The sequence below is a fragment of the Duganella margarita genome, from assembly GCF_009857535.1.
In the GTDB taxonomy this organism is placed as follows: domain Bacteria; phylum Pseudomonadota; class Gammaproteobacteria; order Burkholderiales; family Burkholderiaceae_D; genus Rugamonas; species Rugamonas margarita.
Genome location: NZ_WWCS01000007.1, coordinates 248,428 through 260,919, shown reverse-complemented (window position 1 = coordinate 260,919; position 12,492 = coordinate 248,428). Strand labels below are relative to the sequence as shown.

The window sequence follows — 12,492 nt, the reverse complement described above, 5'->3', positions numbered from 1 at the left end:
GAATCATTCTATCCAATTGACATCACCCTCACAACTACCTACACTCCAAAATGATTGCGCTATCATAACCATCACCGGGGAATCGATGAAGAATGTCATCTATGCAGCGCTGCTATTGGCCGCGCTGTCGCTTACCGCCCACGCGCAACCGGCGCCACGCACCTGGACGCCGGATAACGGCAATGGCACCTTCACCAATCCTATTTTTTACGACGAATTCTCCGACCCCGACATCATCCGGGTGAACGACTGGTTCTACCTCACCGGCACCACCATGCACGCCATGCCTGGCCTGCCGGTGCTGCGCTCCAGGGATCTGGTGAACTGGGAGTTTCTCGGCTATGCCGCCGACCGGCTGGACTTCGGCCCCGCCTACCGCCTCGAAGACGGCAAGAACATCTACGGCCAGGGCATCTGGGCGCCCAGCCTGCGCTACCGGAACGGCGTGTTCTACATCTTCAGCAACGTCAATGGACGCGGCACACAGGTCTACTCCGCCATCAATCCGCGCGGACCGTGGACGCATTGGGAGATGAAGCGCAGCCTGCACGACCTGTCGGTACTGTTTGACGATGACGGCAAGGCTTACGCCGTGTGGGGCCATCAGGACCTGCACATCGCCCAGCTCACCGACGACCTGCTGGACATCGTGCCGGACTCCGAACAGGTACTGTTCTCCAAGACCGACGGCATGGGCGAAGGCGCGCATCTCTACAAGATCGGCGGGCGCTATTACATCCTGAGCTCCAACTACGCCGGCGGCTTCCGCATGCCGGCGGCACGCGCCAACCGCGTGTTTGGGCCGTACGAGGTCAATCAGGCCATCAGCAAGGACGAAGGCTTCGGCATGGTGGGCGGCTACCGGTTGAAGAACAAGCAGTATCCGTTTGAAGTCACGCCGCCCAATCCCGCCGCGCGCGACACCACAGCCTTGCACCAGGGCGGCATTGTGGTGACCGAGGCTGGCGAATGGTGGGGTTTCTCGATGATGGACTATAACTCGGTCGGCCGCCTGTTCAGTCTTGCGCCGGTGACGTGGCAGGATGGCTGGCCGTATTTCGGCCTGCCCGGCAACCTGGGGCGCAATCCGCGCACCTGGGTCAAGCCGCGCGTGGCGGAGCCGCAGCAAGTCAAGACGCCGTTCACGCGCAGCGATGATTTTGCCGATGCCACGCTCAAGCCTATCTGGCAGTGGAACCACGCGCCGGTGGATGAGAAATGGTCGCTGACCGAACGCCCCGGCTTCCTGCGGCTGCATGCGCTGCCGGCGCCGTCGTTCTGGGAAGCGCGCAACACGCTGACCCAGCGCGCCATCGGCCCGCAGTCTTCGCCCACGGTGGCATTGGACGCGGCGCGCCTGCTGGAGAACGATGTCGCGGGACTGGGCCTGCTTAACCTGCCCTACGCCACACTGGGCGTGGAAAAGAAGGAAGGCAAGCTGTCGCTGGTCTTGTTCGACCAGGCGCGCAACCAGAGTATCCGCGTGGCCATCAATGCCAGCAAGTTGTGGCTGCGCGCGGACTGCGACTTCCTCACCGAGAAGGCGCGCTTCAGCTATTCGCTCGACGGCGAGAACTACCGGCCGATCGGCGACGAGTTCACCATGATCTTCCAGCTGACCACCTTCCAGGGCGTGCGCTACGCGCTGTTCGCCTACAACACCGGCAACCAGAATGGCGGCATGGCGGATTTCGCCAGTATCGACATCGCGCAGCCCAATCCGCGTGGCTTGATGCGGCCTATCCCTTACGGTCAGCAGATCCGCCTCGGTTCCAGCGCCGGCCTGCAAACGCCGCTGACGGTGGTGGACATGGGCTATGGCCGCGCCGCCCTGCAATCCGGCCCAAGCTATGTGACGGTGGCGACGGACGGCAGCGTGTCGTTCCAGCAGGTGCGGCCGGGCGTGGCGCAAAGCTTCCAGTGGATGGAGACGCCGACCGGCGAGTTGGTCCTGATGTCGCTGGCGACCAACCGCTATTTACGCATCGATCCGCAGAATGGTGCAGTGAAGGCCGACAGCCCCGGTCCTGCGCCAGATGGCAAGGACGGGGTACGCTTCATCTGGACATTGGTGAAATAGGCTAAGCCACTACGACTCTATCGGCGCGGTGGCGCGTTGAAGGTCCGCCAGTGTGGCCGGTTTGGTCAGATGCAAGTCGAAGTTGGCCGCATAGGCGCGCTCCACGTCTTCTTTCTGGCCGTAGCCAGTCAACGCCACCAGCCGCACCGGCGTGCCGGCCGCCTGCTGGCGCATTGCCCGGGCCAGCGCATAGCCGTCCATGTCCGGCAGGCCGATATCGAGAATCGCCACATCAGGAACCTGCTGCCGCAACGCTTCCAGTGCGCCGGCGCCGCTGTGCGCCACGCGGACCTGATGACCCATCAACTCCAGCAGCGCGGCGCCAGTCGCGGCGGCGTCGATGTTATCGTCCACCAGCAGCACGCGCAGACCACCAGGGCCACTAGTATGGGCCGGCGATGGAGCGTTGACTGGCGCGGCCACCAGCGGCAATGTCACTTCAAAGCGGCTGCCCTGCCCGGCGCCGGCGCTACTGGCCGTTACCTGGCCGCCATGCAGCGCGACGATCTTGCGCACGATGGCCAGGCCAAGACCAAGGCCGCCGGTACGCCGTGCCAGCGATTGCGGCGCCTGCTGGAACGGCTCGAACACCCGCGCCAGCAATTCCGCACTCATGCCGATGCCGTTATCGGTGACCACCAAGCGCGCGTTGTCGCCGTCCTTCGACAGCGTCACTTCGGTGGCGGTGCTGCCAAAGCGCGCGGCGTTGGACAGCAGATTATTCAGCACCTGCGTCAGGCGGCTGTCATCGCCCTGCACCCACAGCGACTCTGGCGCCGACAGCGACAGCGACTGTTCCGGCGCTGCCGCCACCGCGTGCCGCACCACCTCGGCCAGATTCACCGGCTGGGCGTCGATCTCGAATTTGCCCGTGGTGATGCGTGAGACATCCAGCAAGTCATCGACCAGCCGGCGCAGATGGCTGACCTGACGCCGCATCATGCCGCGCTCCTTGCGGCTCGCCGGTTCATCGCGCCGGTCCAGCAGATCGAGCGAGGTAACGATAGGGCTCAAAGGATTGCGCAGCTCGTGACCCAGCACCGCCAGGAATTCATCCTTGGCGCGGCCTGCCTGACGCGCCTCGTCCAACGCCAGGTTGAGCGAATCGAGCAGCAGGGTGCGTTCGCGTTCCTGGGCGCGGCGCTGGCGCTCCGCCTGCTCCAGCCCCTTGCCGATTTCGGCGATTTCGGTAATCGATGATGGCGCAATCACCAGTGGCGCGCCGGAGCCCAGCGCCGCCGCATTCTGTTGCAGCGCCTCGATGGCGGCTACGATGCGCCGTGACAGCACCGACGCCAGGCCGAAACACAGCAGCAGCGACACCAGAATACCGGCGCCATACACGCCCAGGCTCTGGAACACGGCGGCATGCCGCTGTCCGGCCGGCCGCGCCACCACCGCCACCCAGCCATAGCGCGAGGCGGTGGTGTAGGCCGCCGTCATGTCCTGCCCTTCGCGGGTATAGGCCAGCCCCACACCTTCGTCGCCGTTGATGCGCATTAGTTGCACTAATGACGGACTCGGCGCCTGCCCGACGGAGGCTTCCTGATTCTGCGAACGGGCCACCACCGCCAGCGCGCCGTCGCGGATCGCCGTCACGGCGCCGCCGGGCGCCTGCTGGCGCTCGACCAGCCGCAACATGCGCTCGGGGCGCACCACTGCCGTCAGCGTATACAGTTTGCCGTCGGCGCCGCTCAGCGGCACACGCACAGGAAAGGCAGCACGGCCGCGCACGCCCCGGGCGATATGACCTGCGACCGGACGCTGTGTGGCCAACGCCCGGCGCAAGCTTTCCGGATCGACTATCGCGCCGGTCGCCGCGCCATAGTCGTCCATGGTGCGGAACAGGATCTTGCCATCGCCGTCGGTCAGGATGATGCCCAGCCAGTCCGGCTGGCCCTTGGCCATGGTGCTGGCTACCTGGTAAAAGCCCCGCAAATCGCCGTCCTGCAGCGTTGGCGAATGACCAAGGCCGGTGAGCGTGGACACGACACCGTCAAGTTCAGCATCGACAGCACTGGCCACCGCGCGCGCCAGATCCAGCATCAGCCGCTCCTGGTCGCGCTGCTGGTATTCGCTGACCGTGTGGATGCCCCACGCGCCGAGCAGCGCCAACGGCAGCAGTCCGATCGCGGTCAGCATGATCAACAGGTACCGCAAAGGGAACAAAAACCGGGGCCGAATGGGCATAAAATTAAAGAATCAGAGGAAAAAGAGCCTGGAGCAAGGCGTTAGCCTTCGATTATATACTTTCACTAGCAACATTTATTAGAGCACACATATGAAGGAAATCCAGGCGCTTGCTGAATGGCGTGGTCACCGGCCTGGCGGCCGGCGATGTGGATGCGGTGGCCTGGATGAGGGCTGCAATTAGCTGCGGAACAGGTGCGGATAGTGCTCCGGCTGGCAACGCTGGTACTGATTCGCTGCGCGCACATGACCGCCCAGCGCGGCGGCCGCGTGCCACGGCCAGCGCGGGTCGTACAGCACGGTGCGCGCCAGCGCGATCAGGTCGGCGTCGCCGGTGGCGACGATGGCTTCGGCCTGGGCCGGCTCGGTAATCAGGCCGACCGCCACCACCGGCACATTCACCACGCTGCGCACTGCCCGCGCCAGCGGTACCTGGTAGCTCGGTCCGACGGGAATCTGCTGGTCGGGATGCAGGCCGCCACTGGAAACGTGGATCGCATCGACGCCACGCGCCTCCAGCATCTGCGAAAATACCTGCGCCTGCTCGACGTCGAAGCCGCCCGCCACCCAGTCGGTGCCGGAAATACGCACGCTGACGGGACGATCGGCCGGAAACACCTCGCGCACTGCCTCAAACACTTCCAGCGGAAAGCGCGCGCGGTTTTCCAGCGAACCGCCGTATTCATCCGTGCGCTGGTTGGACAGCGGCGACAGGAACTGGTGCAGCAAATAGCCATGCGCGGCGTGCAACTGGACCAGGTCGATGCCGATATCGGCGGCGCGCCGGGCAGCGGCCACAAAGGCGTCGCGGACTTCCCGCAGGCCCTGCCTGTCCAGCGCAACAGGCGGCACATAGTCGCCGCGCCACGCCACGGCGGACGGCGCCACCGTCTGCCAGCCGCCCGGCTGGCCCGGCGCCACCTGCAAGCCCCCCAGCCACGGCGCGCGCACCGAGGCCTTGCGGCCGGCGTGGCTCAACTGCACGCCAACCGGCATATTCGACCAGCGCCGCACAGAGTCGACCACGCTACCCATGGCAAAGGTGGTGGCGTCGTCGTACAGACCAACGTCGCCGTCGCTGATGCGGCCTTCCGCCAGCACCGCGGTCGCTTCGATGGTCAGCAGCGCGGCGCCCGACTGCGCCAGCTGGCCGAGGTGCATCTGGTGCCAGTCGTTCATGCAACCGTCAACCGCCGAGTATTGGCACATCGGCGCGATGACGATACGGTTTTCCAGCGTGAGGCCGCGAATTTGCAGCGGTGTGAATAGCTTAGGGTGACTCATGTAGTACTCCTTGTATAAGCAATGTGAAAAGATGCGCCGCTGCGCATTCAGCAGGCGAATCCTGGTTGTCTCGCCGGGCTGTAGTCTAGCCCCCCACAGGCGATAGCCTCCACCACCGAATGGCCTATGTCTGCCGGAATGGGGTCACGCCCCCTCAGGCTTGGGGGCGCCGGACTCGCCAAAGGGCATAGCACCGCGCCTCCCCTATGCGAATTTCGCAACGCCCGATCCGCGCCTATGATGGCAGTTGATCGTGCGGCAGGGCGTTACAGACGCCCGCTGCACGACATCCATCTCCGGCGACGCTGCCGGTCATGCCGGCACGGCGCTTTAGGAGAATATTTATGTTCGGTTTTACGGCCCTGGACTTAGCGCGTATCCAATTCGGCTTCACGGTCTCCTTCCACATTATCTTTCCAGCCTTGTCGATCGGCCTGGCCAGCTACCTGGCGGTGCTGGAATTGTGCTGGCTACGCACCAGGCGCGAGGTGTACCGCGATTTATATCACTTCTGGCTGAAGATCTTCGCCGTCAACTTCGGCATCGGCGTGGTGTCCGGCATTGTACTGGCTTACCAGTTCGGCACCAACTGGGGCTTCTTCTCGCAGTTCGCCGGCGGCATCACCGGCCCGCTGCTGACCTATGAAGTGCTGACCGCGTTCTTCCTCGAAGCCGGCTTCCTCGGCGTGATGCTGTTCGGCTGGAACCGCGTCGGCCCCGCCCTGCACTGCTTCGCCAGCATCATGGTGGCGATCGGCACGCTGATTTCCACCACCTGGATCCTCGCCTCCAACAGCTTCATGCAGACGCCGCAGGGCTACGCCATCGAAAACGGCGTACTGGTGCCGGCCGACTGGCTGGAAGTGATCTTCAATCCGTCGTTCCCGTACCGCCTGCTGCACATGAGCGTGGGCGCCTTCCTGGCCACCGCCATGGTGGTGGCCGCCGTCGGCGCCTGGCATCTGCTGCGCAAGAACGATACGCCGGCGGTGCGCACCATGTTCTCCATGGCGATGTGGATGCTGCTGGTGACTGCCCCGCTGCAGGCATTCCTTGGCGATGCCCACGGCATCAACACGCTGGAACACCAGCCGGCCAAAATCGCCGGCGTGGAAGGCCACTGGCAGAACCAGGGCGACGAGCCGCTGCCGCTGATCGTGTTCGCCATTCCGGACATGGAAAACGAAACCAACCACTTCCAGATCGCGATTCCGCGCATGGGCAGCTGGATCCTGACCCATACCTGGGGCGGCCAGATCAAGGGACTGAAGGACTTCCCCAGGGAAGACCGGCCCAACGCCACCATCATCTTTTTCACCTTCCGCGCGATGGTGGGGCTGGGGATGGCGATGATTGCGCTGGCCCTGTGGGCCGCATGGCAGCGCCGCCGCCACGCGCTGTATTCGTCGCCCTAGCTGCTGCGCGTGACCACGGTGATGGGGCCGGCCGGGCTGCTCGCCATCCTGGCCGGCTGGTACACCACTGAAATCGGCCGCCAGCCATGGGTGGTGTACGGCCTGCTGCGCACCAAGGATGCAGTCTCGGCCCATGCGGTTGGCACGCTGGCGCTGTCGCTCGGCCTGTTCATCGTGGTGTATGCGTTTGTGTTCGGCGTGGCGATTACCTATATCTTCCGCCTGATGCACAGCGGCCCGACGCGCTTCGACGCCGGGCATGCCGCAACCGGCGGCCCCGGCCAGGCCCATACGCCGAGCCGGCCGCTGTCGGCCGCGCCGGATCAGATTTCCACCAACGGGAGTGCACAATAATGGGTATCGATCTTTCCAGTATTTGGGCGGTCATCATCTTCATCGGCGTCTTCATGTACGTGGTGATGGATGGCTTTGACCTGGGCATCGGCATGCTCTACCCCTTTGTGCCGGACCGCCACGAGCGCGATGTGATGATGAATACCGTGGCGCCGGTGTGGGACGGCAACGAGACCTGGCTGGTGCTGGGCGGCGCGGCCCTGTTCGCCGCCTTCCCGCGCGCCTATGCCATCGTGCTGAGCGCGCTGTACCTGCCGCTGATCTTCATGCTGCTGGGACTGATCTTCCGCGGCATTGCCTTCGAGTTCCGCTTCAAGGCGCTGGACCATGAGCGCCACATCTGGGACAAGGCTTTTATCGGCGGTTCGCTGACGGCGGCGTTCTTCCAGGGCGTGTCGCTCGGCGCCTATGTGCACGGCATCGCCGTGGTCAGCACCCCGGGCGGACCGCAGTACGGCGGCGGCGCGCTGGACTGGCTGCAACCGTTCCCCATCATGTGCGGCCTGGGCGTGATGGTGGCCTACACGCTGTTGGGCTGTACCTGGCTGATCTTCCGCACCGAAGGCGCGCTGCAAAAACGCATGCTGACCACGGCGCGGCCGCTGGCGCTGCTGCTGGTAGTGGCCATCATCGCCGTCAGCATCTGGACCCCGCTGGCCGATCCCGACGTGGCGGCGCGCTGGTTCACCATGCCAGGCATGCTGTGGTTTGCGCCGGTGCCGGTGCTGGTGGTGGTCGGCGTGGTGTTGCTGCTGCGCTCGCTGGCGGGCGCAGCGCCGCTGCATGGGCCGTTCCTGGCGTCGCTGGGCCTGATCTTCCTCGGTTATACCGGGCTGGCGATCAGCATCTGGCCGAATATCGTGCCGCCGACCATCTCGATCTGGGCTGCCGCATCGCCGCCAGCCAGCCAGGGCTTCACGCTGGTCGGCACGCTGGTGATCCTGCCGATCATCCTCGGCTACTCGTGCTTCTCGTATTACGTCTTCCGCGGCAAGGTCAAGCTTGGCGAGGGTTATCACTGATGGCGGCGCGCCTGTGGATGGGCCGGCTGGGATGGCTGGCGCTGATCTGGGGCCTCAGCGTGGCGGCGCTGGGCGTCGTTGCCACGCTGCTGCACTGGCTGATGCGCGCCGCCGGCATGCATTAAAGGAGCAATCATGACTATTACTATCGACATCACTTCCGACTTCATCTGCCCATGGTGCTGGATCGGCCACACCAACCTGAAGGCGGCGCTGGCGCTGGCCGGCAAGCCGCAGGTGCAGCAGCGCTTCCTGCCGTTTGAACTCAATCCCGGCATGCCGCCGGAAGGCTTGAACCGCCAGGCCTATCGCACCGCCAAGTTCGGCAACTGGGCACGCTCGCAGAGCATGGATGAGGATGTCACGCAGGCCGGCAAGCAGATCGGGCTGGACTTCCACTACGACCGCATCGAGCGCACGCCGAATACCCGGCTGGCGCACAAGCTGATCGCCTACGCGCAACTGCCGGGCGACAGCGTAAAGAGCGAGCAGCTGTTCGAGGCGCTGTTCGTGGCCTACTTTTCGCACGGCCGCAACATCGGCGATCCGGCGGTACTGGCCGACCTGGCCGCCGCGCAGGGTCTGGATACGCAGGCGGCGCTGGCCTATATGCACAGCGACACCGCCGATACGCTGCTGGATGCCGCCTTGGAGCAGGCCCATGCGGCCGGCCTCAACAGCGTGCCCAGCCTGCTGATCGGCCATCACCGCATCGCCGGTGCGCAGACGGCGGAATCCATGGCCGCCATTCTTGTAAAGCTGAAAAATCATGAATGATACTGAACGCCCTTCTACTCCGCGCCACGCAATCATCATCGGCGGCTCCCTCGGCGGCCTGTTTACGGCCATCACGCTGCGGGCCATCGGCTGGACTTTTGACATCGTCGAACGCTCGCCGCACGAACTCGACAGCCGGGGCGGCGGCCTTGTGCTGCAACCCGACGTGCTGGCGGCGCTGCGCTTCGCCGGCATCCGCATCCCCGACAACATCGGCGTGCCCTCGGCCGACCGGATTTACCTGGATGAGCATGACGAGGTGGTTTACCGCAACTTCATGCCGCAGACGCAGACCTCGTGGGGCATGCTGTACACGCTGATGAAAGACACCATCCCCGCCGGGCAGATTCACACCGGCGAAGAATTTGTCGGCTATGAGCCCGGCAACAAGGGCAAGGTGCGCGCCTTCTTCGCCAGCGGCCGCAGCGCCGAGGGCGACCTGCTGGTCGGCGCCGACGGGCCGCACTCCACCCTGCGCGAACTGGTCCTTCCCGATAGCGCGCCGACCTATGCCGGTTACGTGGCCTGGCGCGGGCTGGCGCCGGAACTGCGCGTGCCGGAACCCGTGCGCCGCTTGCTGGAGGGGACCTTCGGCTTTCAGCAAGGCCCCGGCCACATGCTGCTGGAATACATGGTGCCCGGCGAGGACGGCTCGGTCAAACCGGGCGAGCGGCGCTGGAACTGGGTGTGGTACCGCAAGATCGATGCGGACACGCTGAAAAGCGTGCTGATGGACCGCAACGGACACCAGCACGGCTTTTCCCTGCCGCCCGGTACCGCCAAACACGAATACACCGACGCCTTGCGCGCTGACGGCCGCGCCATGCTGGCGCCGGCATTCCAGGAGCTGATGGCGGCCACCGACGATATTTTCATGCAGACCATCCAGGACTTGCAGATTGATCAGATGGTGTTTGGGCGCGCCATCCTGCTGGGCGACGCCGCCTTCATTCCGCGTCCGCATACCGCCGGCGGCTCGGCCAAGGCGGCGGCCAATGCCCTCGCCTTGGCGCTGGCCTTGCGCAATCATCAGCCCGGCATCGACGCCAGCTTACAGGAATGGCAACAGCAGCAACTGGACGCCGGCTACCGCGTGACCGACTCCGGCATTTCCATGGGACAACAGATCATGGGTCTGTAAGAGAGAGGCCACAGGGGTGACGGTCGGCTACAATTGGCCAATCGTCAACCCGCGCCGCTGGCGCCCATCCGGAATTTTTATGGAAGAACATGGCTTTCTGCTGCACGCAACGTTTTACCTGATCGCCGCCGTGGTGCTGGTGCCGCTCGCCAAGCGCGTCGGCATGGGTGCAGTACTTGGTTACCTGATCGCCGGCGCCCTCATCGGCCCCTGGGGACTGAAGCTGATCGGCAATGTGGAAGACGTGCTGAGCATTTCGGAATTCGGCGTGGTGCTGATGCTGTTCCTGATCGGCCTGGAGCTGGAGCCGAAGAAGCTGTGGCAACTGCGGCGGCCGATTTTTGGCTGGGGCGGCGCGCAGGTGCTGGTCGTCAGTGCGGCGCTGACGGGTATCGGCATGGCCTTCGGCGTCGACTGGAAAATCGCGCTTGTCGCCGGCCTAGGATTATCGCTGTCCTCCACCGCCATCGTGCTCGCCACGCTGGGCGAGCGCAAATTGTTGTCCAGCCCTGCCGGCTCGGCCAGCTTCTCGATTCTGCTGTTGCAGGACATCGCCGCGATTCCGATGATCGCGCTGGTGCCCTTGCTGGCCGGCGTCGCCGCCGAACATAGCAGCGGCGGCTGGCTGCGCGTCATCAAACTGGTGGCGGTGTTCCTGACGCTGATCGCCTTCGGCCGCTGCCTGGTCAATCCCATCATGCGCTATCTGGCGCGCACCGGACTGCGTGAGTTGTTCACCGGCTTCGCGCTGCTGCTGATTATCGGCATCTGCCTGCTGATGGAATGGGTGGGCTTGTCGCTGGCGCTGGGCACCTTCGCCGCCGGCGTGCTGCTGGCGGACTCCGAATACCGCCACCAGCTGGTGAGCGACCTGGAACCGTTCAAGGGCCTGCTGCTCGGGCTGTTCTTCATGGCGGTCGGCATGTCGGCCGACTTCGGCATCCTGCGGGCCCAGCCGCTGCTGATCATCGGCCTGACCTGCGGCCTGCTGCTGGTCAAGGGCGCCCTGCTGTATGGCATGGCCTACTGGTTCGAGATTCCGCGCAGCCAGCGCCTGTTTTTTGCGCTGCTGATGTCGCAAGGCGGTGAGTTTGCGTTTGTTGTGTTCGGCACCGCCGTCGACACCAAGGTGCTGACGCCGGAAACCTCGGCCATGCTGGTGATGGTGGTGACCTTGTCGATGGTGGCCACGCCGCTGCTGCTGTTGCTGCACGACCGCCTGGTCGCGCCGCATCTGCGCGCTGCCAGGAAACAGCGCCAGGCCGACACCATCGAGGTCGAAAATCCGGTGATCATCGCCGGCTTCGGCCGCTTCGGCCAGATCATCGGCCGCCTGCTGGCCGCCAACCGCATCGGCGTGACCGTGCTCGACCATGATCCCGACCAGATCGAGTTGCTGCGCAAATTCGGCTATGAAGTGTTTTACGGCGACGCCACCCGCGTCGATTTGCTGGAAGCGGCAGGCATCGGCAAAGCGACCGCGCTGGTGATCGCCATCGACGACGTCGCCGACAGCCTGGCGCTGGTCGACGCCGTGCGCGAGCGTTACCCCGAGTTGACCATCCTGGCGCGCGCGCGCAACGTCAGCCACTACTACGACCTGCTGGATCGCGGCGTGACGCTGATTGAACGCGAAACCTTTGAAGCGGCGCTGCAGCTGGGCGGCAAGGTGCTGCAACAGCTGGGCGTGAGCGCCGAACGCGCCGCGCACGCGACTAATATCTTCCGCACGCACAACCTGAAGACGCTGATGGAAGTCTATCCGCACCAGCAGGATCAGGAAAAAATGGCGTCGCTGGCCCGCAAGGGCCGGCTGGAGCTGGAAGAGATGATCGCCGGCGACGCCGAAGCGTTTAAGGATGTAGAGTTGCTGGCCGGCGATCGTACCGGCCCGGACTCAATCAGGCAGCCGCAGCAGCCTTAGGCTTGCGTGGCGCGCGTGGTTTTTTCGGCGCCGCCACCACTTCCGATTGGCCCTTGCCCTTGACCGACTCGATCAGCGCGGCGATGTAGGCGTTGCGCGCGGTTTGGGCGATGGCAACTTGCTGCTGCAGGCGCGCCAGTTCCGCGTCCACCACCTGCACGTTCTGCGCCTGCATTTTTGCGGCATCGCTCAGGTTTTCCGAAGCGTACGAAGTGCCATTGATGGTGATGTATTGCGGCAGACTCATGATTTTCCTTATTTAAATATACTTTGCAGATCAGTAATAATCTGCGGCAGCATTATGG

9 protein-coding genes and 1 pseudogene are annotated in these 12,492 nt (G+C 64.5%); 7 read left to right on the top strand and 3 right to left on the bottom strand.

The features are described from left to right. Positions 1–85 precede the first annotated feature (85 nt). Positions 86–2,080 (top strand): glycoside hydrolase family 43 protein, encoded by a 1,995-nt coding sequence (locus tag GTP55_RS13650; protein WP_161045477.1) that lies wholly within the window; start codon positions 86–88, stop codon positions 2,078–2,080. 9 nt (positions 2,081–2,089) lie between these two features. On the opposite strand, the gene GTP55_RS13645 is transcribed toward GTP55_RS13650, so the two are convergent. Continuing rightward, positions 2,090–4,222, bottom strand: coding sequence for a hybrid sensor histidine kinase/response regulator (locus GTP55_RS13645; RefSeq protein ID WP_229257917.1), 2,133 nt, complete (start codon positions 4,220–4,222; stop codon positions 2,090–2,092). Positions 4,223–4,450: 228 nt separating this feature from the next. Then, entirely contained in the window at positions 4,451–5,554 is a 1,104-nt protein-coding gene (locus GTP55_RS13640) for an NADH:flavin oxidoreductase/NADH oxidase (protein WP_161045475.1), read from the bottom strand. Between the two features lie 344 nt (positions 5,555–5,898). Between GTP55_RS13640 and GTP55_RS13635 the strand changes: the two are divergent. The 6 genes and pseudogenes from GTP55_RS13635 (at position 5,899) to kefC (ending at position 12,187) form a co-directional block, all read left to right on the top strand. Then, positions 5,899–7,323 (top strand): annotated as a pseudogene (locus GTP55_RS13635) (cytochrome ubiquinol oxidase subunit I). Next, entirely contained in the window at positions 7,323–8,345 is a 1,023-nt protein-coding gene (gene cydB, locus GTP55_RS13630) for a cytochrome d ubiquinol oxidase subunit II (protein ID WP_161045474.1), read from the top strand. Before GTP55_RS13635 ends, cydB begins: the two are co-directional and overlap by 1 nt. Then, the gene (locus tag GTP55_RS13625) at positions 8,345–8,470 is read left to right on the top strand and encodes a DUF2474 domain-containing protein (protein ID WP_110847743.1); all 126 of its coding nucleotides are present in this window, start codon (positions 8,345–8,347) and stop codon (positions 8,468–8,470) included. Before cydB ends, GTP55_RS13625 begins: the two co-directional genes overlap by 1 nt. A gap of 10 nt (positions 8,471–8,480) precedes the next feature. After that, on the top strand, positions 8,481–9,122 hold the full coding sequence (locus GTP55_RS13620; protein ID WP_161045473.1) for a DsbA family oxidoreductase: 642 nt from the start codon (positions 8,481–8,483) through the stop codon (positions 9,120–9,122). Next, positions 9,115–10,263 (top strand): FAD binding domain-containing protein, encoded by a 1,149-nt coding sequence (locus GTP55_RS13615; RefSeq protein ID WP_161045472.1) that lies wholly within the window; start codon positions 9,115–9,117, stop codon positions 10,261–10,263. The genes GTP55_RS13620 and GTP55_RS13615 overlap by 8 nt, the downstream gene beginning before the upstream one ends. Positions 10,264–10,342: 79 nt before the next feature. Further along, entirely contained in the window at positions 10,343–12,187 is a 1,845-nt protein-coding gene (gene kefC / locus GTP55_RS13610) for a glutathione-regulated potassium-efflux system protein KefC (protein ID WP_161045471.1), read from the top strand. On the opposite strand, the gene GTP55_RS29585 is transcribed toward kefC, so the two are convergent. After that, positions 12,165–12,434 (bottom strand): DUF6447 family protein, encoded by a 270-nt coding sequence (locus tag GTP55_RS29585; RefSeq protein ID WP_202423699.1) that lies wholly within the window; start codon positions 12,432–12,434, stop codon positions 12,165–12,167. The two genes, kefC and GTP55_RS29585, sit on opposite strands and share 23 nt — an antisense overlap. Positions 12,435–12,492: the final 58 nt, after the last annotated feature.

Excerpts from the sequence above, each read along its gene's own strand:
- GTP55_RS13650 (WP_161045477.1), top strand. The coding sequence starts at position 86 with ATGAAGAATGTCATCTATGCAGCGCTGCTATTGGCCGCGCTGTCGCTT.
- GTP55_RS13645 (WP_229257917.1), bottom strand. The coding sequence starts at position 4,222 with ATGCTGACCGCGATCGGACTGCTGCCGTTGGCGCTGCTCGGCGCGTGG.
- GTP55_RS13640 (WP_161045475.1), bottom strand. The coding sequence starts at position 5,554 with ATGAGTCACCCTAAGCTATTCACACCGCTGCAAATTCGCGGCCTCACG.
- cydB (WP_161045474.1), top strand. The coding sequence starts at position 7,323 with ATGGGTATCGATCTTTCCAGTATTTGGGCGGTCATCATCTTCATCGGC.
- GTP55_RS13625 (WP_110847743.1), top strand. The coding sequence starts at position 8,345 with ATGGCGGCGCGCCTGTGGATGGGCCGGCTGGGATGGCTGGCGCTGATC.
- GTP55_RS13620 (WP_161045473.1), top strand. The coding sequence starts at position 8,481 with ATGACTATTACTATCGACATCACTTCCGACTTCATCTGCCCATGGTGC.
- GTP55_RS13615 (WP_161045472.1), top strand. The coding sequence starts at position 9,115 with ATGAATGATACTGAACGCCCTTCTACTCCGCGCCACGCAATCATCATC.
- kefC (WP_161045471.1), top strand. The coding sequence starts at position 10,343 with ATGGAAGAACATGGCTTTCTGCTGCACGCAACGTTTTACCTGATCGCC.
- GTP55_RS29585 (WP_202423699.1), bottom strand. The coding sequence starts at position 12,434 with ATGAGTCTGCCGCAATACATCACCATCAATGGCACTTCGTACGCTTCG.